This window comes from Mesonia sp. K4-1 (genome assembly GCF_008017825.1).
In the GTDB taxonomy this organism is placed as follows: Bacteria; Bacteroidota; Bacteroidia; order Flavobacteriales; family Flavobacteriaceae; genus Mesonia.
Genome location: NZ_VRLS01000043.1, coordinates 25,641 through 47,241, shown reverse-complemented (window position 1 = coordinate 47,241; position 21,601 = coordinate 25,641). Strand labels below are relative to the sequence as shown.

At 32.4% G+C, this 21,601-nt stretch carries 29 protein-coding genes; 21 read left to right on the top strand and 8 right to left on the bottom strand.

Annotation, left to right across the window (positions count from 1 at the left end; genetic code table 11):
• Position 1 precedes the first annotated feature (1 nt).
• Positions 2–808, bottom strand: coding sequence for a T9SS type A sorting domain-containing protein (locus FT986_RS07170; protein WP_147864506.1), 807 nt, complete (start codon positions 806–808; stop codon positions 2–4).
• 436 nt (positions 809–1,244) lie between these two features.
• Here FT986_RS07170 and FT986_RS07165 point away from each other — a divergent pair, with 436 nt between their 5' ends.
• The 3 genes from FT986_RS07165 (at position 1,245) to FT986_RS07155 (ending at position 3,485) form a co-directional block, all read left to right on the top strand.
• The gene (locus FT986_RS07165; protein ID WP_147864505.1) at positions 1,245–2,525 is read left to right on the top strand and encodes a Glu/Leu/Phe/Val dehydrogenase; all 1,281 of its coding nucleotides are present in this window, start codon (positions 1,245–1,247) and stop codon (positions 2,523–2,525) included.
• A 139-nt stretch (positions 2,526–2,664) separates the two neighbouring features.
• Positions 2,665–3,054 carry a GreA/GreB family elongation factor gene (locus FT986_RS07160; protein WP_111541260.1) on the top strand — a complete coding sequence of 130 codons (390 nt, stop codon included), beginning with the start codon at positions 2,665–2,667 and terminating at the stop codon, positions 3,052–3,054.
• Positions 3,055–3,059: 5 nt separating this feature from the next.
• Positions 3,060–3,485 (top strand): hypothetical protein, encoded by a 426-nt coding sequence (locus FT986_RS07155; protein WP_111541259.1) that lies wholly within the window; start codon positions 3,060–3,062, stop codon positions 3,483–3,485.
• A 116-nt stretch (positions 3,486–3,601) separates the two neighbouring features.
• On the opposite strand, the gene arsB is transcribed toward FT986_RS07155, so the two are convergent.
• The 4 genes from arsB to FT986_RS07135 are packed head-to-tail and all read right to left on the bottom strand — an operon-like array spanning position 3,602 to position 6,119.
• Positions 3,602–4,639 carry an ACR3 family arsenite efflux transporter gene (arsB, locus tag FT986_RS07150; RefSeq protein WP_147864504.1) on the bottom strand — a complete coding sequence of 346 codons (1,038 nt, stop codon included), beginning with the start codon at positions 4,637–4,639 and terminating at the stop codon, positions 3,602–3,604.
• 3 nt (positions 4,640–4,642) lie between these two features.
• Entirely contained in the window at positions 4,643–5,266 is a 624-nt protein-coding gene (locus FT986_RS07145; RefSeq protein WP_147864503.1) for a low molecular weight phosphatase family protein, read from the bottom strand.
• Between the two features lie 10 nt (positions 5,267–5,276).
• The gene (locus FT986_RS07140) at positions 5,277–5,741 is read right to left on the bottom strand and encodes a DUF6428 family protein (RefSeq protein ID WP_147864502.1); all 465 of its coding nucleotides are present in this window, start codon (positions 5,739–5,741) and stop codon (positions 5,277–5,279) included.
• 48 nt (positions 5,742–5,789) lie between these two features.
• Complete coding sequence (locus FT986_RS07135) at positions 5,790–6,119, bottom strand: helix-turn-helix transcriptional regulator (protein WP_111541255.1); 330 nt, start codon at positions 6,117–6,119, stop codon at positions 5,790–5,792.
• 69 nt (positions 6,120–6,188) lie between these two features.
• On the opposite strand from FT986_RS07135, the gene FT986_RS07130 reads away from it, so the two are divergent.
• Positions 6,189–6,704: a DinB family protein gene (locus FT986_RS07130; RefSeq protein ID WP_147864501.1), complete on the top strand. Its 516-nt coding sequence runs from the start codon at positions 6,189–6,191 to the stop codon at positions 6,702–6,704.
• A 61-nt stretch (positions 6,705–6,765) separates the two neighbouring features.
• Here the strand turns inward: FT986_RS07130 and FT986_RS07125 are convergent, their stop codons facing one another.
• Genes FT986_RS07125 through FT986_RS07115 form a run of 3 tightly spaced genes read right to left on the bottom strand, consistent with a single transcriptional unit; the run spans position 6,766 to position 7,852 of the window.
• The gene (locus tag FT986_RS07125; RefSeq protein WP_146240774.1) at positions 6,766–7,155 is read right to left on the bottom strand and encodes a rhodanese-like domain-containing protein; all 390 of its coding nucleotides are present in this window, start codon (positions 7,153–7,155) and stop codon (positions 6,766–6,768) included.
• A 2-nt stretch (positions 7,156–7,157) separates the two neighbouring features.
• Complete coding sequence (locus FT986_RS07120) at positions 7,158–7,532, bottom strand: rhodanese-like domain-containing protein (protein ID WP_147864500.1); 375 nt, start codon at positions 7,530–7,532, stop codon at positions 7,158–7,160.
• A 5-nt stretch (positions 7,533–7,537) separates the two neighbouring features.
• A complete protein-coding gene (locus tag FT986_RS07115) occupies positions 7,538–7,852 on the bottom strand; it encodes a rhodanese-like domain-containing protein (RefSeq protein WP_111541252.1) in 315 nt (104 codons plus the stop codon).
• 153 nt (positions 7,853–8,005) lie between these two features.
• Here FT986_RS07115 and FT986_RS07110 point away from each other — a divergent pair, with 153 nt between their 5' ends.
• From FT986_RS07110 to kynU, 17 genes are all read left to right on the top strand, one after another.
• Positions 8,006–8,458 carry a MarR family winged helix-turn-helix transcriptional regulator gene (locus FT986_RS07110; protein WP_147864499.1) on the top strand — a complete coding sequence of 151 codons (453 nt, stop codon included), beginning with the start codon at positions 8,006–8,008 and terminating at the stop codon, positions 8,456–8,458.
• A 15-nt stretch (positions 8,459–8,473) separates the two neighbouring features.
• Positions 8,474–9,106: an NAD(P)H-dependent oxidoreductase gene (locus FT986_RS07105; RefSeq protein WP_147864498.1), complete on the top strand. Its 633-nt coding sequence runs from the start codon at positions 8,474–8,476 to the stop codon at positions 9,104–9,106.
• 8 nt (positions 9,107–9,114) lie between these two features.
• Positions 9,115–9,687, top strand: coding sequence for a YceI family protein (locus FT986_RS07100; protein WP_147864497.1), 573 nt, complete (start codon positions 9,115–9,117; stop codon positions 9,685–9,687).
• Between the two features lie 189 nt (positions 9,688–9,876).
• Positions 9,877–11,271, top strand: a complete 1,395-nt coding sequence (locus FT986_RS07095; RefSeq protein WP_147864496.1) for an anthranilate synthase component I family protein — start codon at positions 9,877–9,879, stop codon at positions 11,269–11,271.
• Between the two features lies 1 nt (position 11,272).
• The gene (locus tag FT986_RS07090; RefSeq protein WP_147864495.1) at positions 11,273–11,839 is read left to right on the top strand and encodes an aminodeoxychorismate/anthranilate synthase component II; all 567 of its coding nucleotides are present in this window, start codon (positions 11,273–11,275) and stop codon (positions 11,837–11,839) included.
• Between the two features lie 9 nt (positions 11,840–11,848).
• Entirely contained in the window at positions 11,849–12,841 is a 993-nt protein-coding gene (trpD, locus tag FT986_RS07085; RefSeq protein WP_147864494.1) for an anthranilate phosphoribosyltransferase, read from the top strand.
• Positions 12,842–13,645: an indole-3-glycerol phosphate synthase TrpC gene (gene trpC, locus FT986_RS07080; protein ID WP_147864493.1), complete on the top strand. Its 804-nt coding sequence runs from the start codon at positions 12,842–12,844 to the stop codon at positions 13,643–13,645.
• 10 nt (positions 13,646–13,655) lie between these two features.
• Positions 13,656–14,267 carry a phosphoribosylanthranilate isomerase gene (locus tag FT986_RS07075; protein ID WP_147864492.1) on the top strand — a complete coding sequence of 204 codons (612 nt, stop codon included), beginning with the start codon at positions 13,656–13,658 and terminating at the stop codon, positions 14,265–14,267.
• The gene (gene trpB / locus FT986_RS07070; RefSeq protein ID WP_147864491.1) at positions 14,264–15,451 is read left to right on the top strand and encodes a tryptophan synthase subunit beta; all 1,188 of its coding nucleotides are present in this window, start codon (positions 14,264–14,266) and stop codon (positions 15,449–15,451) included. The genes FT986_RS07075 and trpB overlap by 4 nt, the downstream gene beginning before the upstream one ends.
• Before the next feature lie 89 nt (positions 15,452–15,540).
• The gene (gene trpA, locus FT986_RS07065; RefSeq protein WP_147864490.1) at positions 15,541–16,305 is read left to right on the top strand and encodes a tryptophan synthase subunit alpha; all 765 of its coding nucleotides are present in this window, start codon (positions 15,541–15,543) and stop codon (positions 16,303–16,305) included.
• Positions 16,306–16,359: 54 nt separating this feature from the next.
• Positions 16,360–16,593 (top strand): hypothetical protein, encoded by a 234-nt coding sequence (locus FT986_RS07060; RefSeq protein WP_147864489.1) that lies wholly within the window; start codon positions 16,360–16,362, stop codon positions 16,591–16,593.
• A 277-nt stretch (positions 16,594–16,870) separates the two neighbouring features.
• Entirely contained in the window at positions 16,871–17,014 is a 144-nt protein-coding gene (locus FT986_RS15900) for a hypothetical protein (RefSeq protein WP_170116601.1), read from the top strand.
• A gap of 98 nt (positions 17,015–17,112) precedes the next feature.
• The gene (locus tag FT986_RS07055) at positions 17,113–18,891 is read left to right on the top strand and encodes a VWA domain-containing protein (RefSeq protein WP_147864488.1); all 1,779 of its coding nucleotides are present in this window, start codon (positions 17,113–17,115) and stop codon (positions 18,889–18,891) included.
• Positions 18,892–19,188: 297 nt separating this feature from the next.
• Positions 19,189–19,344 carry a lmo0937 family membrane protein gene (locus tag FT986_RS07050; protein WP_147864487.1) on the top strand — a complete coding sequence of 52 codons (156 nt, stop codon included), beginning with the start codon at positions 19,189–19,191 and terminating at the stop codon, positions 19,342–19,344.
• 18 nt (positions 19,345–19,362) lie between these two features.
• Complete coding sequence (locus FT986_RS15895) at positions 19,363–19,503, top strand: hypothetical protein (protein WP_170116602.1); 141 nt, start codon at positions 19,363–19,365, stop codon at positions 19,501–19,503.
• A 62-nt stretch (positions 19,504–19,565) separates the two neighbouring features.
• Positions 19,566–20,255 carry a hypothetical protein gene (locus FT986_RS07045; protein WP_147864486.1) on the top strand — a complete coding sequence of 230 codons (690 nt, stop codon included), beginning with the start codon at positions 19,566–19,568 and terminating at the stop codon, positions 20,253–20,255.
• A 77-nt stretch (positions 20,256–20,332) separates the two neighbouring features.
• Positions 20,333–21,601, top strand: coding sequence for a kynureninase (kynU, locus tag FT986_RS07040; protein ID WP_147864485.1), 1,269 nt, complete (start codon positions 20,333–20,335; stop codon positions 21,599–21,601).

Here is a 21,601-nt window from a genome sequence, read left to right as displayed (position 1 = left end):
TCTATTCCTTGACTATTTTAAAGCTATGCTGAGTTTCTTCCGTAAATAACTTAACCATATACACTCCTTTATTTAAGGATGAAACATTTACTTGTAATTGATTTGCATCTACTTTTTGAGATAATACTTCCTGTCCCAAAATGTTGAAAACCTTAACGGAATTTAATGCAGTTTTGTATTCTATATTTAACACCTCTTTTGCTGGTATAGGATAAACCGACAAGGCATTTTTATCAAAAGTACTGGTTTGCAACGCTCCTACATCTATCGTAAAATCTAAAGCTTGACCATAACCAGGGAAAGCTCCTTGACCAAACGCATCCATTTCTATTACACAAGGATCTACAATAGCAGGTGAATCTTCATCGGCATAGGTTTTTGTAAGTCTCGCTCGTGTTTCTCCTGTTAAAGCATTTGGAGGTACGGTAATGTTCATATTTAAAGAAATTCCATCGCTTCCGGTAGAATTAGTCAGCGTACCTAATTCATAAACCTCATCTATGTCATCTAAAATTTCATTTTGATTCCAATCAATAAAGAGAACTATCTCATTGCCAAAATCTCCATATGTGTTTCCTTCAACTGCAACAGAAATAGTCTCACTGAGATCTACATTTGCAATCGTAGCTGTTTCATCTATTAAAATGGAAGATGCATCACTATTTGGGATACTTGTTTGTCCAAAATTCACTAAGGTTATCTCTTCTACTGTGGTACCACTATCGTCTATATCGCAATATGGATCGGGAAAAGTTTGAGCCTGTAATCCTAAGTTGAATAATACTAAAGCTAGAGTAATTTTTTTCATCATTATAAATTTTAATTAGTTATTTAATTTACAATTAGTTAAAAGAACAGCATTAGCATTTAACTTTAGTTTTAGAATTTGTTTCGTTAAATCAGTTTATAAAAACCACAAGTCTCCATTTAAAAACTGGTACATTATTAATCTTGTGAGTAAAAATCTCTCAATAGGCACAATCTCTTTAAAAATAAAAACATCAACAAACAACTGATATACAAACACTTATTGTTTAACTACCCAAATAAAAAAACAATGGTACACCTATTGACTATTGGGTTTCAAAGAACACTAAAATCTGGTTAATGAATACTTTAACAAAAGAAAAACCTGTAGTTAATAAGGTTAATATTGATTCGGGTTTATGCATAGATTGCTTAGAAAGAATCACATGTATTTGGAAACACAATTTAAAAATGTATTGCGAAAATCATAACTAAATATGAGTACACTTCAAGAAAAAAAACCAGCTACCATGTATGAAAATGTTATGCAACAATATAATCAAGTTGCTAACCTTGTGGGGCTTAATGAAAATATTAAAAAAATATTAGGTATAACCAACAACGAAATTATTGTTCATTTTCCTGTAAAAATGGATAATGGTGAAGTCAAAATATTTACAGGGTACCGCGTTCAACATAACAATGCATTAGGTCCTTACAAAGGAGGTTTGCGTTATCACCCTACTATAGACGTAGATGATGCTAAAGCTTTAGCAATGTGGATGACATGGAAAACTTCTTTGGCAGGTCTTCCATTTGGAGGTGCAAAGGGAGGAATTCAATTAGATCCTAGAGAACATTCTTTAGCAGAGTTAGAAAGAATCACTAGAAGGTTTACTTATGCTTTAGGAGATAATATTGGCCCAGACCAAGATATTCCTGCACCAGATGTTAACACGAATCCACAGACTATGGCTTGGATTTTAGACACTTACATGTCTACGAAATCTCCTTCATCACGTTCTCATAATAATCATATCGTAACAGGTAAACCTGTAGGTTCTGGCGGTTTGGAAGGAAGAGATCGCGCTACAGGCTTTGGAGTTTTTCTTACCATCAAGCTTTATTTAGCTTCTCAGGGAAAAACTTTAGAAGGTAAAACATTTATTGTCCAAGGTTTTGGGAATGTAGGTCAATGGGCTTCACAATTTATGGTAGATGAAGGCGCTAAGTTGATAGCTGTACAAGACGCCCACGCAACTTTATATAAAGAAGAAGGAATAGATCCAATTACTTTAACAGAACATATACAACCAAGAAAAGGTTCTATAGCAGGCTTTACGGAAGCAGAAGAAATTGCGCCAGATGACTTTTTTGGATTAGAGTGTGATGTGCTTATTCCTGCTGCATTAGGAAATCAAATCAATCAAGATAATGCTCTTAGCGTGAAAGCAAATTTAATTGCAGAAGGAGCAAATGGTCCAATTACAACAGAAGGTGAAGAAGTTTTATTAAAACGAGGCATTACAATTATTCCAGATATCTTGTGTAATTCTGGCGGCGTTATTGGCAGCTACTTTGAGTGGTTACAAAACAGACACGGTGAGATTTGGCAATTGGATGAAGTGATGCAAAAAATTGAGAAAAAACTTACTGAAAACTTTAAACGCGTAGAAAAAGCAGTAGAAGAAAATAAAGTAGATTGGAGAACGGCAGCATATATTATTGCCATTCATCGTATAGAATTAGCCTATACTCAACGCGGAATTTTCCCATAAGAAGTATGATTAAAAGTGCTTGTGGTGTCTCGTCAATTATATAATAAATTTTGGAAAATTTAATTTTAAACTAAACAACTGCATTTAGTAATAAATGTAGTAGGCCACTGCAAGTACTTTTTTAATTAATGTTATAGATATGAAATACAACACTTTAATCATAGAAAAGAAAGAGTATGATTTAATCAAAAGAATTATCTCTATGGGAAAATACCAAAAAGATGATACTTATAAAACCTCTATATCAAAATTAAAGGAAGAGCTTACAAAAGCTCAAATTGTAAAAAAGGATAAATTACCAAATGATGTAATAAGATTCAATTCTTATGTAACTATAAAAACTCCTTTTTTAGAAAAAACATACCAACTAGTAACTCCAGAACATAGCGATCTTAAAAACAATAAAATTTCTTTTTTAGCACCTATGGGGCTTGCTTTATTTGGATATGCTAAAGATGATGAAATTACTTGGCACTTCCCATCTGGTGAAAGTACCATTAAAATTATTGATGTAACCCAGACCTCATAAATACCATGGACAATCCTATACAAGAACATCATGATGATGATGATATTCAAAAACTGAATCTTGAAAAAGATATTAATGAATGGACGAAAGAAATAAAGTTTGTAGAACAAGAACTTGTATTCTTTTCTAAACTTTTGGATTCTAATCTAATTAGAAAAGCCAATGCAAATGAAGAAGATGGTTCCTATATTTTAAAATCAATAAAACATATTACTGATAAGAATGCTCATTTTAAACTAAAGCTAATAGAGTTTAAAAATAAGTCTGAAGATATTGTAGAATGCGAAGACGTTCAATGTGAAACTTTTTTTCTAAATGAACACTTTAATTTTAAACAAAAACTAATCACTCATATTAATCAAGTAAGAACTTTAAAAAAGATATTATTTAATTTTTTTGAGCATAATCTAAACAAAGAGATTCTTAATTAGAAAAGCCGTTTTGGTACCGCTATACTACTTTATCAAATAGGCCGTTAAGCAAATAATTAATCAAAAAAAATCCCATAAAACTTAAATTTTATGGGATTTTTTATATAGAATATTGATTACTTATAATACTTTTTCTTCAACCAAAAGGAAACCCTGACTAATAAAATAAGAGCAGGAACCTCAACAAGCGGACCTATTACTCCTGTAAAAGCTTGTCCAGAATTTAAACCGAAAACTGCTATAGCTACGGCAATGGCTAATTCAAAATTATTTCCCGCAGCTGTAAATGCAATGGCTGCATTTTTATCGTAAGTTGCTCCCATCGCTTTACTTATAAAGAAACCTATTAAAAACATAAGCGCAAAATAAATAAGTAATGGAATAGCAATAAGCAATACGTCTCCTGGTAGTTTCACTATATATTCTCCCTTAAGTGAAAACATCACTACAATAGTGAATAAAAGAGCTATTAAGGTTAGTGGTGAAATAGCAGGTAAGAAAGTATTATTATACCAAGCTTCTCCCTTTAGTTTTGCTAGAAAAAACCTACTTAACATCCCTAGTAAGAAAGGAATTCCTAAATAAATAGCAACACTTTCGGCAATAGTAGCGATAGAAATATCTACAATAGCACCTTCAAAACCAAAATAAGGAGGCAATACTGTAATAAATAACCACGCATAAAAACTATATCCAAAAACTTGAAATATACTATTTAGAGCAACTAAACCTGCTCCATATTCACTGCTTCCTTCAGCTAAATCATTCCACACCAAAACCATGGCAATACATCGTGCTAATCCTATTAAAATTAACCCGACCATATATTCTGGATGATCTTGTAAAAAGATAATAGCCAATACAAACATTAACACAGGTCCAATAATCCAATTGAGCACTAAAGATACCGAGAGTACTTTTACATCTTTAAAAACTTTTGGTAATAAAGCATAATTAACTTTCGCTAATGGCGGATACATCATTAAGATTAGACCAATGGCAATGGGAATATTTGTAGCCCCTTTTTGAAAAGAATTTACTATTTCTGGGAAGCTTGGAAAAAAATATCCTAAGCCTACACCTATCAACATGGCTACAAAAATCCATAAAGTTAAATAACGGTCTAAAAAACCTAAACGTTTCTTACTACTCATTTCTTAATTTTTAATTTTAGTAAAAACATATTTCATTTCGGTAGCTATTTGCTCACTTCTTTCTTTGTATTTTTCAAGTGCATTGGGTATACCATCAAACTCTTTGGGGTCGTCATAGGTTAATGCTACTCGTTTTTCCGCTCCAGCGATAAAAGGACAACCTTCATCTGCTTGAGAACAAGTCATAATGGCACCAAACTGAGTCTTCGGGTTAAATGAATGATCGTACACTTTAGAAAAACCAATTACCTTAGGTAAATTTTCTCCTAATGAAATAGCGTAAACACTATTTTCCATTTCAGCTAAGTTTTCGATTGAAAAACCTACTTCCTTTAATGCTAAACCAATATTATTATGCATCGCTGTAGCCACTGTTCCTCCAGAATAAGCATAAAAAGGAAAAACATTAAAATAACTAGCCATACTTTGTGCCCAAACTTGACCTAGATGGCTTCTACGGGAATTATGAGTACAGATAAAATTAAGGTTGCAAACTTCATTATTATCTATTTTTCCCTGAATAAATTCAGCTAAAGTATCTAAGATCTCTTTTCTTTCTTGAGATAAGTTTTCAATCGATAATTGATCGATATAATCCACTAAATTTGAATACAGTAAATTTTTCATAACTTATAAATTAACAGCAACCAGAATTTGGCGTACATGTATTATTGCTCATTCCACTTAATTCTACTTTTAGTTTCTTTTCTGGTATGCCACATTGGTCTTTTGCTAAACAATCTGTTTTTTTAGATACCAATAAAAATTCTCCTTTGCTGAAATTTAAATCATAAGTTTCAATAGTATTTCCTTGGTATTCTACTTCTATATCTACATTCTTTAAGCTTAAAGTACTTTCGGCAGTTTTTAAAATAGCGATTAGTTTTTCAGGATGTAACCTATGGTCATAATCATCTGCTTCCCATAGTTGTAGGCTTATTTTTTCTTCTTTACGGAATTCTCCTCCGCAATCCACAAACTCTTTCTCTACTTTAGCTACTTCCGTAACGTGAAAATGCGAAGGGACTAACGCACCAGAAGGCAACTGAAAATATATCTTTTCTAATGCTGACAACTGATTTTTAAATTCTTCTAAATTCATAATTTGATTTTTTAATCGTAATATTACGATGATTATAATTAAATTTTTTTAACAGCAATGATTCTCTGGTAATGATAAGTCGAAAAAACTACTTAAAGTATTTTTCATCTCTTCCCAATTCTCTACATCTATACAATAACAAACTCTTGTACCAGTAATTTCACCCTTAATTAAACCTATATTTTTGAGTTCTTTAAGATGCTGAGATATAGTTGGCTGTGCCAAACCAATCTCTTCTACTAAATCTCCACAAACACAGGTTTTTATTTTAAATAACTGTTCTAAAATAGCAATACGCGCAGGGTGTCCCAATACTTTGGCAAGACTAGCGAGTCTATTTTGTTGCGGTGTAAATATTTCTGACTTGGTAATTCCCATTTAATCATTTATATATTGCAATATTACGATTAATAATTAAACTACAATGTGTATTTTAGTAAAAAAAACATGAAAGTTTCCAATTTACCATCATCAGATTTTGATCATTACCTCAAAAATTATTTAGAAAAAGTACCTGATCTCTCTTTACTTGAAAGCTTAGATTATTCTAAAAATAAAGTAATTCAGTTTTATAAGGATCTGCCTAGTGATAAAGAAGTATATCGTTATGCTGAAGGAAAATGGACTCCTAAAGAAATTTTATTGCATTTAATCGATACTGAAAGAATTTTTTGTGGTCGTGCGTTACGATTTGCTCGGAATGATAAAACCGTTTTACCTGGTTATGACCACGAAGATTTTGTAAAAGAATCGGATGCTAATGATCGTATGTTGGAAAATCTACTAGAAGAATATGTTGCACAAAGAAAAAGTTCTCGCCTATTATTTAAATCATTTTCTCAACCCATACTTAAAAAAATTGGAAATGCAAATAACTTAATGGTATCGGTAGGTGCTATAGGTTTAGTGATTTCTGGTCACGAGTTACATCATTTACAAATATTAAATGAACGTTACTTATAGAAATAAAAAAAAGCGGAATTAAATAAATTCCGCTTTTTTTATTTTGATTAGCTAGAGTAACTTACTCTAGATTATCTTTATAGGTCCAAGCTTCAAAACCACCTTCTAGATCATAAATCTTTTCAAATCCTGCTTCTTTTAAAATGGTGGCACATTTTGCACTTCTTCCTCCTGTATGGCAATATACTGCCACAGGTTGTTGCTTATCTAATTGAGAGATCTTATTAGCAAAATCTTCATCATAGACTATATTTTGAGCTCCTTTAATATGTCCTGCTTCAAACTCTTTAATAGTTCTTACGTCTATTAATTGAGTATGATCTGACTTTATGATGTCTTTCATCTCTTCTTTAGACACCATTTGTATTTGAGAGGTTTTCTCCTCGGTACAAGAGTTAAACACCAAAAGAGCTAAAACCATAGTTGCAATAACTAATAATCTTTTTTTCATAGTTAATTTATATTAATATCATTTTTCCAACTAGAGTATTCATTTAGGAAAAAATATACAAGCTTAAAGTCTTCATCAAATAATAACATAGAAGCATTCATACTTTCATCATTATTTTCCGCGTAAAGCACTACAGTTTTATCTTTATCAAACTCCTTCATATTTATTAGGAATTGATCATCAAAGACAACATTTACCGCTCCTTTTAAGTGTTCTTTATCAAAACTTGTTTTATTTCTAAGGTCTATTGAGTGAAATTCTTCACTATCATTAACCATATCTTCTAACTCCGTTGGGGTTATAGATTTGACTCTACTAGGTTCACATCCTGCAAGAATAGAAAACGTAAATAATAGAAGAAATAGTCTTATAAGCATTCTACTTAATCTTTTTTCTTGGCTCCTTCCCAATTGGAAAATCCTCCCTGCAAGTTATAGGTGTTTTCAAACCCCATTTGATCTAGAATTTGACACGCTTGCGCACTTCTTCCGCCAGAGCGACAATAAATATAGTATTCTTTCGACTTATCTAATTGATTTACGGCATCCATAAATTCTTGGGGTTGATGAATGTCTATTAAAGTTGCACTAGGAATATAACCTTCATCCCACTCTTCTTGAGTTCTTACATCTAAAATCTCTACATTAGCTTCATTATCAATAGCTTTTTGCCATTCTTCTTGTGTTAAGTCTTTCATGGGTATGTTAATTTATTAGATGACAAATTTACTATTTTATAGTTAATTCTCGCAGAACTAGTATACGAACTTAAAAAAAAGTTTAACACTAATTTTAGACTTACAAACATTTAAAAATATACATTTGTACATACAACAATTGTAAATACAATTATGAATATAGAAGAACTTATAAAATCAAATCAGCCTATTTGTCCAAGAAAGGAATTGATTATTAATTTATGGGTTACAAGTTCTAATCTTAATGTGGAAGTAGCCGAAAGCGTTAAATCTTTTGGTATCTCTATGCAACAGTTTAATGTGTTACGAATTTTAAGAGGTCAAAAAGGTAAACCTGCGAATTTACAAACCATTCAAGAAAGAATGGTTCATAAAATGAGCAACACTACCCGATTAGTGGATAAACTGATTGAAAAAAAATTAACCGAACGCTTTATATGTGAAAATAATCGCAGAAAAGTGGAAATCACCATTACAAAAAAAGGCTTGTCTTTATTAGATGAATTAGATCCTATCATTACCGAAGCTGAAGAAAGATGCACTAAAAATCTTTCAGTTAAAGAAGTAGAAACTTTAAATCAATTATTAAATAAACTTAGAGAATAAAACAAAACAATAGTTATGGAAAAATACTTGGAGAATTTAAATTGGCGATATGCCACAAAGAAATTTGACAGCACCAAAAAAATTAAAGAAGACGACCTAGAGAAAATTAAAGAAGCTATTCGCCTAACTGCTTCTTCATACGGACTTCAACCTTATAAAGTTTTAGTGATTGAAGATGCCGGTGTTAGAGAAAAATTAAAAGCTGCTTCTTGGAATCAGACTCAAATTACAGATGCTTCACAAGTAATTGTTTTTGCTAGCTACACTAAAGTAACCGAAAAAGATGTAGATGAATTTATGCAAAATATAAGTGTGGTTAGAGAAATTGATTTGGAGAACTTAAAAGGATATAGCGATACCATTAAAGGAACAACTCTTCAATTACCAGAAGAGCAGCAAGCTATTTGGGCTGCTAAACAAACTTATATTGGCTTAGGGAATCTTTTAAGTGCTTGTGCTACAATGAAAATTGACGCTTGTCCTATGGAAGGTTTTGATGCTAAAGCTTATAATGAAATTTTAGGCTTGACAGAGAAAGGCTTAACCGCCTCTGTAATAGCTACTATAGGATATAGAAGTGATGAAGACGAAACTCAACACAACAAAAAAGTAAGAAAATCTAAAGAAAATTTATTTATTAATATATAACAGAAATCATGAAAAAAAACTTAAAAGGCCTAGCGGCTGCAGTAATTGTATTAGCTACTGTTGCTTTTACAACGACAAAAAAAGAAACCAAAAAAGTTGATACCCAAGCTAGTAAAATCACTTGGACAGGAGAAAAATTAACTGGTTCTCATACAGGAACTATCGAACTGCAAGAAGGTTATCTAAATTTTGAACAGAATGAACTTACTGGAGGAAGTTTTATAATTGATATGACAACTATCAATGTAACCGATCTTAAAGGAGAAGGAAAACAAAAATTAGAAGGTCACTTAAAATCTGATGATTTTTTTGGTGTAAAAGATCATACCAAAGCAATGTTTAACATTACAAATGTGATTAAGAAAGGAAACATTTATGCTGTATCCGGTAAGATGACCATAAAAGGCAAAACAGAACTTACTAGTTTTGATATGAATGTAATGGAAAATTCAGCTACAGCTAAACTAACAATCGATAGAACTAAATTCGGTATAAAATATGGTTCTGGAAGTTTCTTTGATAACTTGGGGGACAACATGATTTATGATGATTTTATCTTAGATGTAAATCTTAAATTTTAATTAAATTCTTGTAGAGAAACAAAACGTTTCTATCTTTGCAGTCATGTTTACAAAAACTGTACATACTTGGTGGTGGAATAACTTACGTCAAACGTCGTGAGCTAGCTACTAGTTTGTATAATCTATTATATAAAAAAGGCTTGTCATTCACGACAAGCCTTTTTTCATGCTTTAAATTTAAAATTTACTATGTATACGCTAACCACTTCCTCAAAAAAAATTATTGCCGACACCATCACTCCGGTGAGTATTTACTTAAAACTAAGAGACAAATACCCTCACAGTCTACTATTAGAGAGTAGTGATTACCACGCCAATAATAATAGTTTTTCATACATCTGTTGTAATCCTATTGCATCTATAGAGGTTAAAAATGAAATGATAGTGATGCAATACCCAGACGGTAAAATAGAGAAAAAATCTATTACAGAGACTACAAATGTGATGGAAGAGATTCAAGCTTTCGCGGAAATGTTTCAAACTCAAGATGAATCTTACTCTTTTATTCACAATGGCTTATTCGGTTATACAGGCTATGATGCAGTGAGGTATTTTGAGAAAGTATCTATTCAGCAAAAAGAGAACAAGCTCGATATTCCTGACATGTATTATGCAGTTTATCAAAACATTATCGCTATTAATCATTTTAACAATGAAGCTTATTTATTTTCTCATACTTACCAAAAAGAAGATAATTTAGAAGAACTCTATAACTTAATCACTGTTCAAGATTTTGCCGAATTTAACTTTGAACTTGATGGAGAAATCACCTCTAATATAGATGATGAAACCTACCGCAATAATGTCTTAAAAGCTAAAGAACATTGTGCACGCGGAGATGTTTTTCAACTTGTACTTTCTAAACGTTTTTCTCAAAAATATAAGGGAGACGACTTTAATGTATACCGAGCTTTGAGGAGCGTTAATCCTTCTCCTTATTTATTCTACTTTGATTATGGAAATTTTAAAATATTTGGTAGCTCTCCAGAAGCACAAATAGTCATACAAGATGATATGGCAGAAATTCACCCTATCGCAGGAACCATAAAACGTACAGGAGATGATGAAAAGGATGCTGCCGCCGCACAACAACTAGCAAAAGATCCTAAAGAAAATATCGAACATGTAATGTTGGTCGATTTAGCCAGAAACGATTTAAGTAGAAACTCTTCTGAAGTTAAAGTAGAAACCTACAGAGAAATTCAGTTTTTTTCTCACGTTATTCATTTGGTGAGTAAAGTGACAGGGAAAAAGAAAAAAGATATTCCTAGTCTGCAATTAGTAGCCGATACTTTTCCTGCAGGGACACTAAGTGGAGCACCAAAACACAAAGCACTCCAACTTATAGAAAAATATGAAACCGTTAACCGAACCTTTTACGCAGGGGCAATTGGAGTAATGGATTTTAAAGGAAACTTTAATCACGCCATTATGATAAGAACCTTTTTAAGTAAAGACCATCAACTACATTGGCAGGCAGGAGCAGGAATTGTAACCGATTCTACTCCAGAAAATGAATTGCAAGAAGTATATCATAAATTAGGTGCGCTTACCAAAGCTTTAAATATCGCAACACAACTTTAATATGAAAAAGATTTTAGTCATAGATAATTACGACAGTTTTGTATATAATTTAGTCCATTATTTAGAAGACCTCAACTGTCAAGTTACCGTTAAACGGAATGACGAGCTCTATCTTGAAGAGGTAGAACAATACGACAAAATTTTATTATCTCCAGGACCAGGCATTCCCGATGAAGCAGGTTTATTAAAAGAAATTATAAAAACTTACGGTCACTCCAAACCTATGTTAGGTGTATGTCTTGGACAGCAAGCCATAGCCGAAGTTTTTGGAGGTAAACTTATTAACCTCAACAAGGTTTATCACGGCGTGGCAACTTCTATAGAAGTAATAGAAGAAAATTCTGTTTTATTTAAAGATCTACCAAAGAAATTAGATGTAGGCCGTTATCATTCTTGGGTGGTGGAGCAACTTCCTGATGCTCTCATCCCAACCTCTTATGATGAAAACGGACAAATTATGTCTATAAAACATAGGGACTTTCCTGTTTTTGCAGTTCAATTTCATCCAGAATCTGTACTTACTCCATTAGGAAAGAAAATATTAGAAAACTGGGTGAACCACGCTTAAAGAAATGTCATGAAAAACACTTTAAATAAATTAACACATCATCAAATTTTAAGTAAAGAAGAAGCCAAAGAAAGCCTTATTCAAATTTCTAAAGGCAATTTTAATACTACTCAAATTGCAGCATTTCTTACTACTTATATGATGCGTAGTATTAGAGTTCAGGAATTAGAAGGTTTTAGAGATGCGTTGTTAGAGCTCTGTATTTCTATAGATTTATCTGCTTACCAACCCATAGATTTATGTGGTACTGGCGGGGATCATAAAAACACTTTTAATATTTCTACTCTTGCTTCTTTTATAACTGCAGGAGCAGGTATTCCTGTAGCTAAACACGGTAATTACAGTGTATCCTCTGTAAGCGGAAGCAGTAATGTTTTAGAATCTTTAGGGATCAAATTTTCTAATGAAGAGGCTTTTTTACAACGTTGTATAGAAGAAACGAATTTATGTGTATTACACGCTCCATTATTTCACCCAGCGATGAAAGCTGTGGCTCCTGTTAGAAAAGATTTAGCTGTAAAAACCTTCTTTAATATGTTAGGCCCAATGGTTAATCCTGCGTTTCCTACAAAGCAAGTAGTGGGTGTGTTTAGTCTAGAGTTAGCAAGAATGTATCACTATCTTTATCAAAATACCTCAAAAAAATATACCATTGTTCATGCACTAAATGGTTATGATGAAGTTTCATTAACAGGAGATACCAAAATTTACACTAATCAAAGGGAAGCCGTTTTAAGTCCGCAAGAATTAGGGTTTCAAAAAATTGAAGCTAAAGAAATATATGGAGGAAATTCGGTAGAAGAAGCTACAAAACTTTTCTATAATATCCTTAACGGAAAAGGTTCATCTGCTCAAAATGCAGTGCTTATTGCAAATTCCGCTTTAGCGATATCTACTTCTAAACAAATAAGCATAGAGGAAGCTTTAGCTCTAGCTGAAGAATCCTTACTTTCAGGAAAAGCTCTTGAAACCTTAAAGCAACTTCAAAAAATTAGTCTTTAAATGAAAACTATTTTAGAAAAAATAATTGCACAAAAAGAACGAGAAGTCGCTTTAAAAATTAGCATAGTCTCTAATCATCAATTAGAAAAAAGTGAGCTTTTTAAAAGAGCACCTTTTTCTCTTAGTGAACGTATAAAAAATAATTCGTTAGGTTTTGGCATCATCGCAGAACATAAGAGAAGGTCGCCTTCTAAGGCAAGTATCAATCAATCTTTACAAATTCAAGACGTTTTAGCAGGTTATGAAAATGCAGGAGCTAGCGGAAGTTCGATATTAACAGATAATAGTTTTTTTGGCGGTTCTCTAGAGGATTTATTACTTGCTAGAGCTACCACTCAGCTTCCTCTCTTACGAAAGGATTTTATTATTGATAAATATCAAATTTTAGAAGCTAAAGCATATGGCGCCGATGCAATTTTACTGATTGCTACAGCATTAACTCAACAGCAGGTGTTTACGCTTAGTTCTTTAGCTAAGAATTTAGGCCTCGAAGTTTTATTAGAGGTACACAATTTAAAAGAATTAGAGCAGAATTTAGATGCTCCAGTTCAACTCATAGGAGTAAATAATAGAAACTTAAAAACTTTTGAAGTTGATATTGACAATAGTCTTTTACTGGCTAAGCACATCCCAAATGACATAGTAAAAATTTCAGAAAGCGGTATTAATTCCGCGAAAGCGATACAAAAATTACACGCAGCAGGCTTTAATGGTTTTTTAATTGGTGAACATTTTATGAAAACTAATACTCCTGGAGATGCTACACAAAAATTTATAGAAGAAGTTACTCAACTCATTCACTAAAAAAATAGCTATGAAAATTAAAATTTGCGGAATGAGAGAATCAGAAAACATCAAAGAAGTTGCCGCACTTTCTCCTGATTATATGGGCTTCATTTTTTATAAAAGTTCTCCACGTTACATTACACAGATTCCTGAAAATTTATCGCAAGAAATTAAAAAGACAGGGGTTTTTGTAAACGAAGATTATGAGCATATTATGGAAAAAGCTGAGCTTTTTGGTTTACAAGCGGTTCAATTGCATGGAAAAGAAACAGCTGAATTATGCGATAAACTAAAAAATGAAAATTTAGAAGTCATTAAGGCGTTTTCTGTAGATGAAGAATTCAATTTTGGAACTTTAGCTCCTTATATAAAAGCTACTACATATTTTTTATTTGATACTAAAGGGAAAAACTATGGTGGTAATGGAGTAACTTTTAATTGGGGTATTTTGCAGAATTATACTTACCAGCATCCATTTTTCTTAAGTGGAGGAATTGCTATAAAGCACATACAAGAAATTAAAAAAATAAAACAGTCTTCTTTACCTCTAGCGGGAGTAGATTTAAATAGCAAATTTGAAATAGCTCCGGGATTTAAAAATACTGATTTATTAAAACAGTTTAAAGATTTAATGCAATGAAAAATTCTTATCATATAGACGAAAAAGGGTATTATGGCGAATTTGGAGGAGCTTTTGTCCCCGAAATGCTACAACCCAATCTAACCGAATTAAAAGAACAATACTTAAACATTCTTGAAGACGATCAATTTCAAGAAGAGTTTCAAGATTTGTTGAAACAATATGTAGGTCGCCCTACTCCGCTTTATTATGCCAAACGTCTAAGCGAAACTTATGGAACTAAAGTATATTTAAAAAGAGAGGATCTTTGTCATACTGGAGCCCATAAAGTGAATAATACGGTGGGGCAAATATTATTAGCCAAACGTTTAGGAAAAAAAAGAATTATTGCCGAAACTGGAGCAGGTCAGCACGGAGTAGCCACAGCCACTGTTTGTGCCTTAATGGGTTTACCATGTGTTATCTATATGGGAGCCATAGATATAGAACGACAAGCACCAAATGTTGCCCGCATGAAAATGTTAGGTGCTACAGTTATACCTGCAAAATCGGGGAGTAAAACATTAAAAGATGCTACCAATGAAGCGATTAGAGATTGGATAAGTAATCCTACAGATACGCATTACATTATAGGCTCTGTAGTTGGTCCCCACCCCTATCCAGATTTAGTTGCTCGTCTGCAAAGTATCATTTCTAAAGAAATAAAGAATCAACTTTTGGAAGTTGAGGGAAAAGAAAATCCAGATTATGTCATCGCTTGTGTTGGCGGAGGAAGTAATGCTGCAGGAGCTTTTTATCATTTCCTAGAGGAAGAAAACGTAAAACTTATCGCTGTAGAAGCCGCAGGTAAAGGTGTAGATTCTGGAGAAAGTGCAGCCACCTCAATTTTGGGGAAAACGGGAATTATTCACGGGAGTAAAACCTTGCTTATGCAAAGTAAAGACGGACAAATAACTGAACCTTATTCTATTTCAGCAGGTTTAGATTACCCAGGTGTGGGACCTTTACACGCACATTTGTTTCAATCTAAAAGAGCCGATTTTGTTGCTATTACAGATGAGGATGCGATGAAAGCGGGATTACAATTATCTAAATTAGAAGGGATAATACCAGCTATCGAAACCTCACATGCCTTGGCACTTTTAGAACAAAAAACATTTAAAAAAGATGATATTGTAGTAATTAATTTATCTGGTCGAGGCGATAAAGATTTACAAACCTATATAGATTATTTTAAATATTAAGGGCGTTCGGGCGGGTTATTCGCTGTATCTTTTTCGTTTATCAACTCAAAAGGATGCCGCTTCTACCCCTAACGCTAAAAAAAATAGTTATGAATAGAATAAATAAACGCTTACAAGAGAATAAAAAAATTCTCTCTTTATATTTTACCGCAGGCTTTCCTCAATTAAATGACACCACCTCTATTATTAAATCCTTAGAAAATAGTGGTGTAGATATGATCGAAATAGGATTGCCATTTAGCGATCCTTTAGCAGACGGCCCTACCATTCAGGCTAGTTCTACCCAGGCGCTTAAAAATGGAATGACTACAGATTTGCTTTTTACACAACTAAAAAATATCCGCGAAAGCGTGAATATTCCTTTAATAATTATGGGATATTTTAATCCGATATTTCAATATGGTGTAGAGGAGTTTTGCAAGAAATGTCAAGAAACGGGCATTGACGGATTAATAATACCAGATCTTCCTTTAGAAGTTTATCAAGATGAATATCAAACCATTTTTGAGTCTTATGGTCTTATAAACGTTTTTTTAATAACTCCCCAAACCCCTACAGAACGCATAAAGAAAATAGATAAAGTTTCTAAAGGTTTTATTTATATGGTAAGTTCGGCAAGTGTTACTGGAGGGAAAAATGACTTTAGTGATGAGCAACTTAAGTATTTTGAGCGAATAAATAATTTACAATTAAAGACTCCGCAAATTGTAGGGTTTGGAATTAGCAATAAAAAAACGTTTAAACAAGCAACATCACACGCTCACGGAGCTATTATTGGTTCAGCGTTTATTAAATTTTTAAAGAATAAAAAAGATAATTTTGAAGATTTTATTTCAGATTTTACAAAAAATTAACACTACATAAATTTTTAGCACGTAATTTTAACAATTCACTGCTAGAGATAAAATATGAAAATAAAGTTAGGAGATACCAAATACTTTAACGAGGTTAAAAAGACACATAAATTACAAATTGGTACATTTTATTTTTTTAATAAATTTATTGTAGCAGAAATCAACGAGGGAGAGAATGTGAATTGGGGTAACTGTCAACAAATTATAAACTTAGCGTTAGACTATTACCCTGTCAATTCAATTCAAAAGTTAATTATATATCTAATAGGGTTCATGATTACTCCGTAAGCCCTGTAGACTGGTTGAAATTTTTCAAAAAAATTAATGGAATTGAAAATTATTATGTAGTGTGTTGTTCTAAATCATCCTTTTTAAATTTTCAGTTTGAAAAACTTTTTTTCGTTAATAATATGTTTCAAACAAATTCATTGCAAGCAGCTATAACCAAATGTTTAGAGCAAGAAAAAAATCAATTCACAAACACTTAACAAGAGTTTATAAAAGCATTAATAGAATTTATCCTTTCTAATTTTTAATTTTATAGAACACTTTAAAACTAGAAATTATGGGACGTATAGAAGATAATCATAGAGAAAGAAAAAATAAAGATGTTGATAACCCTTTAGGAGAATTGGGTAATAGAAATGAGAAAACAAATGAAGTAGATATCGATAAAAAGACAATTAAAGATCAACAAAATAAGAAGTAATTTACTTACTTTTTTAATATTAAAGCCGCTCAAAATTGAGTGGCTTTTTTTGTTTGGCAGATTTATTGATTACCAATAAATACTAAAACTTTAATCTTATGAAAAACTTAGTCTTATTTTTTAGCATCTCCATTCTTTCAATTTCCACTCTCATTGCTAAAACCATTACCGGAAAAGTAACCGATAACGAAGGAATGCCTCTACCAGGCACAAGAATAATTATTAAAGGCACAAATACTGGTACCCAAACCGATTTTGACGGTAAATATACCTTAGAAGCAAAAACTGGAGACGTACTTATTTTTAGCTATATAGGCTTTACAACACAAACTATTAAAGTAAAAAAACAAAGTGTTATAGATATTAAAATGACTGCTAGCTCACAATTGGAGGAAGTTGTGGTTCAGTCTGACATGGCTTTAAAAAGAAAAGCCCACGGTATCCATATAAGTAGACATACTATTAGACCTGTTCATACTAATACTGAATCTTACAAGAAGATAGAGGAAAATACTTTTAAAATGGTAAAATCTTCACCGCTTTCTACGTTCTCTATCGATGTAGATAAAGCAGGATACAGCAATGTAAGACGAATGATCAACAACGGACAAGAAATTCCTAAAGATGCCGTAAAGATTGAAGAAATGATTAATTATTTCGATTATAACTATCCTCAACCTAAAGGAAAAAATCCTTTTGCCATACATACCGAAGTTAACACTACTCCGTGGAATAAAGGCAGTAAGCTTATAAAAATAGGTTTACAAGGGAAAACAGTTCCGCTTGACGATATTCCGCCATCTAACTTGGTTTTTTTAATCGACGTTTCGGGTTCTATGAATTCTCAAAATAAACTTCCTCTATTAAAATCGGCTTTTAAACTTTTAGTGAATCAGCTTAGAGATGAAGACAAGATAAGCATTGTGACCTATGCGGGTGCTGCTGGTTTGGTCTTACCTCCTACTTCTGGAGATAATAAAAATAAAATTTTAGAAGCTTTAAATAATTTAAATGCTGGTGGTTCTACCGCAGGTGGTCAAGGAATTGAATTAGCCTATAAAACTGCCGAAGAAAACTTTATTAAAAACGGAAATAACCGTGTTATTCTTGCCACCGATGGAGATTTTAATGTAGGAGCTAGTAGCGACCAAGCCATGGAAGAACTTATTGAAGAAAAAAGAAAAAGTGGTGTATTCTTAACTTGTCTTGGCTTTGGAACTGGAAATTACCAAGATAGTAAAATGGAAACCCTTGCCGATAAAGGAAACGGAAATCACGCTTATATAGATAGCATGCAAGAAGCACAACGCATTTTAGGAACCGAGTTTGGTGGAACGCTTTTTACCATCGTTAAAGATGTAAAAATTCAAGTAGAATTCAATCCTGCATTTGTACAAGCCTACCGACTTATAGGTTATGAGAATCGGTTATTAAATGACGAAGACTTTAACGATGATAAAAAAGATGCGGGAGAATTAGGGAGCGGTCATAAAGTTACCGCGCTTTATGAAATTATCCCTACAGGAGTAAAAAGCAAATGGTTAAAAGATATTGATGATTTAAAATATAGTGATAAACCATCAGCCAACAATCAAAAAGATTTACTTACCGTAAAGTTCCGCTATAAAGAACCAGATGGTGATAAAAGCAAACTTATAGAGCATATCATTTCCGCTAAGGAGTTGAGGAATAATAATGCTTCCGCGGATTTTAAATTCGCCTCGGCTGTAGCTATGTTTGGAATGAAGCTAAGAAAATCAGAATATATAGAAGAAAGCTCCTTTCAAAACATCATACAACTCGCTGAAGAAGGAAAAACAAAAGATGAGGAAGGTTATAAAGCAGAATTTATCCGTTTGGTTAAAGCTTCAAAATAATTTTTATTCCGTTAAGTAATTTAAACAACATAAAAGCCCCAACTAAGTTTGGGGCTTTTATGTTTCACGACAGAGTAAATTTCTATTAAAACAATTACTTCAAAACAATAATCTAACTATAACAGCTCTCATTTAAAAGCCAACCTTCTAATTATTAAATAAATATTAATTTTCTAAATTTGTTAGCATAAAACTAAATTTGATATTAAAACATAGTTAATTACTCGTTAAATGAAATTTCGCGAGATGATAATTATTATACATTTATCACATACTAACTAACAAAAAAGAAATATTATGAGAGATTTAGTTTGGCTAATCGTAGTAATTTTAGTGATAGGATGGCTTGTAGGTTATTTTGCTTTTCCTGATTTAGGAAGCATCATACATATCTTATTAATATTAGCTGTAATTATGATTATTTATAAACTTATTACAGGAAGAAGACTTTAATCATTAAAAACCAATATTATGAATATTAAGAAATTATTTTTAGCATTATTTGCAATGGGAATTTTATCTACGGCATTTGTAAGCTGTCGAGATGAAGGAGATAAAGCGGAAGACGCTGTAGAAGATGTAGCAGACGATATTGAAGATGCAGTAGATTAAATTTAAAGGCCTCTAAAATTTAGAGGCCTTTTTTTATTGTATATTACACCATAATTTTACTTATGAAAAAATCAATACTTATATCGCTCCTCGTTACCACAACCTTTTTTATTGTAGGCTGTCAAGAATCAACAAAAAAGAAAACCGAATCTTCTCCTAATAAAGAAACTAAAGAACTTTCTATACTTGAAAAAATAGCCAATGCGAATGGATATGAAAATTGGAAAGATGTAAATAAAATTACTTACACCTTCAATGTAGACCGAGATTCTTCTCACTTTCAAAGAACTTGGCACTGGAGTCCTAAAGAAGAAAAAGTAACTTTAATAAGCTCTAAAGACACCATTAACTATCACACCAATCAAAAAGATAGCACCCTTACCAAAACAGATCAAGCTTTTATTAATGATAAGTATTGGTTACTATTTCCTTTTCAATTGGTTTGGGATAAAGGTTTTGACTACACTGTAAAAGAAGAGGTTAACTCTCCCCTTCATAAAGAAACTTTAACCGAAATAAGCATCTCCTATAATAATGAAGATGGTTATACTCCAGGTGATATGTATAAAATTTACATAGACAAGGAGTATATGATTAAAGAGTGGTCGTTTCACCCTCAAGGAGCAGAAAAAGCAGCCTTAATAAATACATGGGAAGATTATGAATCCCAAAAAGGTATAAAGTTCGCTAAAATGCATCAAGATAGCACTGGCAGTTTTAAACTTTACTTTACCAACGTTTCAATTCAATAATTGAGTTTTTATTATGTAGAACAATCATTAATTATTGCTAAATTTGTGAAAAACACACCCATTTAGAAAAATAAATAATGACCAACTACAAAAACACCCTAGAGTTTGCGAAAGAATTAGATCAACTAGATCCTTTAGCAGATTTTAGAAACCAATTTCATATTCCAAAAAATCAAGACGGTACAGAACAAATTTACCTTTGCGGAAATTCACTAGGCCTACAACCTAAGAAAACCAAAGAATATCTTCAAGAAGAATTAAACGATTGGGCTAATTTAGGGGTTGAAGGACACACCGAAGCAAAACATCCTTGGATGCCTTACCACGAATTTTTAACCGAAAAAATGGCTAAAATCGTAGGTGCAAAACCTAGTGAAGTGGTAATGATGAACACTCTTAGTGTAAATCTTCACCTAATGATGGTGAGCTTTTATCGTCCTACTACAAAAAAATATAAAATAGTAATTGAGAGTGATGCTTTTCCTTCAGATAAATATGCGGTAGAATCACAATTAAAGTTACACGACATAGATCCTAAAGATGGCCTTATTTTATGGAAACCTAGAGAAGGCGAAGAGCTTTGTCGTTTCGAAGATTTAGAAAAAATAATGCAAGAGCAAGGAGATGAAGTGGCTCTTTTAATGATAGGAACTACCAATTATTATACGGGACAATCTTTCCCTATTAAAAAAATAACTCAATTAGGTCATCAATACAACTGTAAAGTAGGATTTGATTTAGCCCACGGTGCAGGAAACATTCAACCTCAACTTCATGAAAGCGAAGCTGATTTTGCTGTGTGGTGTAGCTACAAATATTTAAATAGCGGACCAGGAAGCGTAGGTGGCTGTTTTGTACATGAAAAGCATGCCAACGACGCCAATTTAAAAAGATTTGCTGGTTGGTGGGGACATAATAAATCAACAAGATTCAACATGCGCCACGAGTTCGATCCAATTCCAGGAGCAGAAGGTTGGCAATTAAGTAATCCTCCTATTTTATCTATGGCGGCGATTAGAGCTTCTTTAGATATTTTTGATGAAGCAGGGTTTGATAACATTAGAGAAAAAGCCATTAAACTCACTGGATTTTTAGAATATCTTTTACTTGAAATTAAGGATGAACGTATAGAAATGATTACGCCTACAAATCCGCAAGAGCGTGGTAGTCAAATTTCAATCAAATTGAAAGGCGCTACTAAACAATTGTTCGATGATTTAATGAAAGCTGGTGTAATTAGTGACTGGAGAGAACCCAACGTTATTAGGCTTGCTCCTATTTCATTATACAACTCTTACCAAGATGTATATCAAATGGTTCAAATCCTAAAAAAATTGCTGAAGTAA

Coding starts and splice junctions, on each gene's coding strand:
- FT986_RS07110 (WP_147864499.1), top strand. CDS start 8,006: ATGAATATAGAAGAACTTATAAAATCAAATCAGCCTATTTGTCCAAGA.
- FT986_RS07130 (WP_147864501.1), top strand. CDS start 6,189: ATGAAAGTTTCCAATTTACCATCATCAGATTTTGATCATTACCTCAAA.
- FT986_RS07140 (WP_147864502.1), bottom strand. CDS start 5,741: ATGAATTTAGAAGAATTTAAAAATCAGTTGTCAGCATTAGAAAAGATA.
- arsB (WP_147864504.1), bottom strand. CDS start 4,639: ATGAGTAGTAAGAAACGTTTAGGTTTTTTAGACCGTTATTTAACTTTA.
- FT986_RS07075 (WP_147864492.1), top strand. CDS start 13,656: ATGAAAATTAAAATTTGCGGAATGAGAGAATCAGAAAACATCAAAGAA.
- FT986_RS15895 (WP_170116602.1), top strand. CDS start 19,363: ATGAATATTAAGAAATTATTTTTAGCATTATTTGCAATGGGAATTTTA.
- FT986_RS07135 (WP_111541255.1), bottom strand. CDS start 6,119: ATGGGAATTACCAAGTCAGAAATATTTACACCGCAACAAAATAGACTC.
- FT986_RS07115 (WP_111541252.1), bottom strand. CDS start 7,852: ATGAAAGACTTAACACAAGAAGAATGGCAAAAAGCTATTGATAATGAA.
- FT986_RS07170 (WP_147864506.1), bottom strand. CDS start 808: ATGAAAAAAATTACTCTAGCTTTAGTATTATTCAACTTAGGATTACAG.
- FT986_RS07050 (WP_147864487.1), top strand. CDS start 19,189: ATGAGAGATTTAGTTTGGCTAATCGTAGTAATTTTAGTGATAGGATGG.
- FT986_RS07125 (WP_146240774.1), bottom strand. CDS start 7,155: ATGAAAAAAAGATTATTAGTTATTGCAACTATGGTTTTAGCTCTTTTG.
- trpD (WP_147864494.1), top strand. CDS start 11,849: ATGAAAAACACTTTAAATAAATTAACACATCATCAAATTTTAAGTAAA.
- FT986_RS07160 (WP_111541260.1), top strand. CDS start 2,665: ATGAAATACAACACTTTAATCATAGAAAAGAAAGAGTATGATTTAATC.
- FT986_RS07055 (WP_147864488.1), top strand. CDS start 17,113: ATGAAAAACTTAGTCTTATTTTTTAGCATCTCCATTCTTTCAATTTCC.
- FT986_RS07045 (WP_147864486.1), top strand. CDS start 19,566: ATGAAAAAATCAATACTTATATCGCTCCTCGTTACCACAACCTTTTTT.
- kynU (WP_147864485.1), top strand. CDS start 20,333: ATGACCAACTACAAAAACACCCTAGAGTTTGCGAAAGAATTAGATCAA.
- trpC (WP_147864493.1), top strand. CDS start 12,842: ATGAAAACTATTTTAGAAAAAATAATTGCACAAAAAGAACGAGAAGTC.
- trpA (WP_147864490.1), top strand. CDS start 15,541: ATGAATAGAATAAATAAACGCTTACAAGAGAATAAAAAAATTCTCTCT.
- FT986_RS07120 (WP_147864500.1), bottom strand. CDS start 7,532: ATGCTTATAAGACTATTTCTTCTATTATTTACGTTTTCTATTCTTGCA.
- FT986_RS07100 (WP_147864497.1), top strand. CDS start 9,115: ATGAAAAAAAACTTAAAAGGCCTAGCGGCTGCAGTAATTGTATTAGCT.
- FT986_RS07105 (WP_147864498.1), top strand. CDS start 8,474: ATGGAAAAATACTTGGAGAATTTAAATTGGCGATATGCCACAAAGAAA.
- FT986_RS07155 (WP_111541259.1), top strand. CDS start 3,060: ATGGACAATCCTATACAAGAACATCATGATGATGATGATATTCAAAAA.
- FT986_RS07090 (WP_147864495.1), top strand. CDS start 11,273: ATGAAAAAGATTTTAGTCATAGATAATTACGACAGTTTTGTATATAAT.
- FT986_RS07095 (WP_147864496.1), top strand. CDS start 9,877: ATGTATACGCTAACCACTTCCTCAAAAAAAATTATTGCCGACACCATC.
- FT986_RS07145 (WP_147864503.1), bottom strand. CDS start 5,266: ATGAAAAATTTACTGTATTCAAATTTAGTGGATTATATCGATCAATTA.
- trpB (WP_147864491.1), top strand. CDS start 14,264: ATGAAAAATTCTTATCATATAGACGAAAAAGGGTATTATGGCGAATTT.
- FT986_RS07060 (WP_147864489.1), top strand. CDS start 16,360: ATGAAAATAAAGTTAGGAGATACCAAATACTTTAACGAGGTTAAAAAG.
- FT986_RS15900 (WP_170116601.1), top strand. CDS start 16,871: ATGGGACGTATAGAAGATAATCATAGAGAAAGAAAAAATAAAGATGTT.
- FT986_RS07165 (WP_147864505.1), top strand. CDS start 1,245: ATGAGTACACTTCAAGAAAAAAAACCAGCTACCATGTATGAAAATGTT.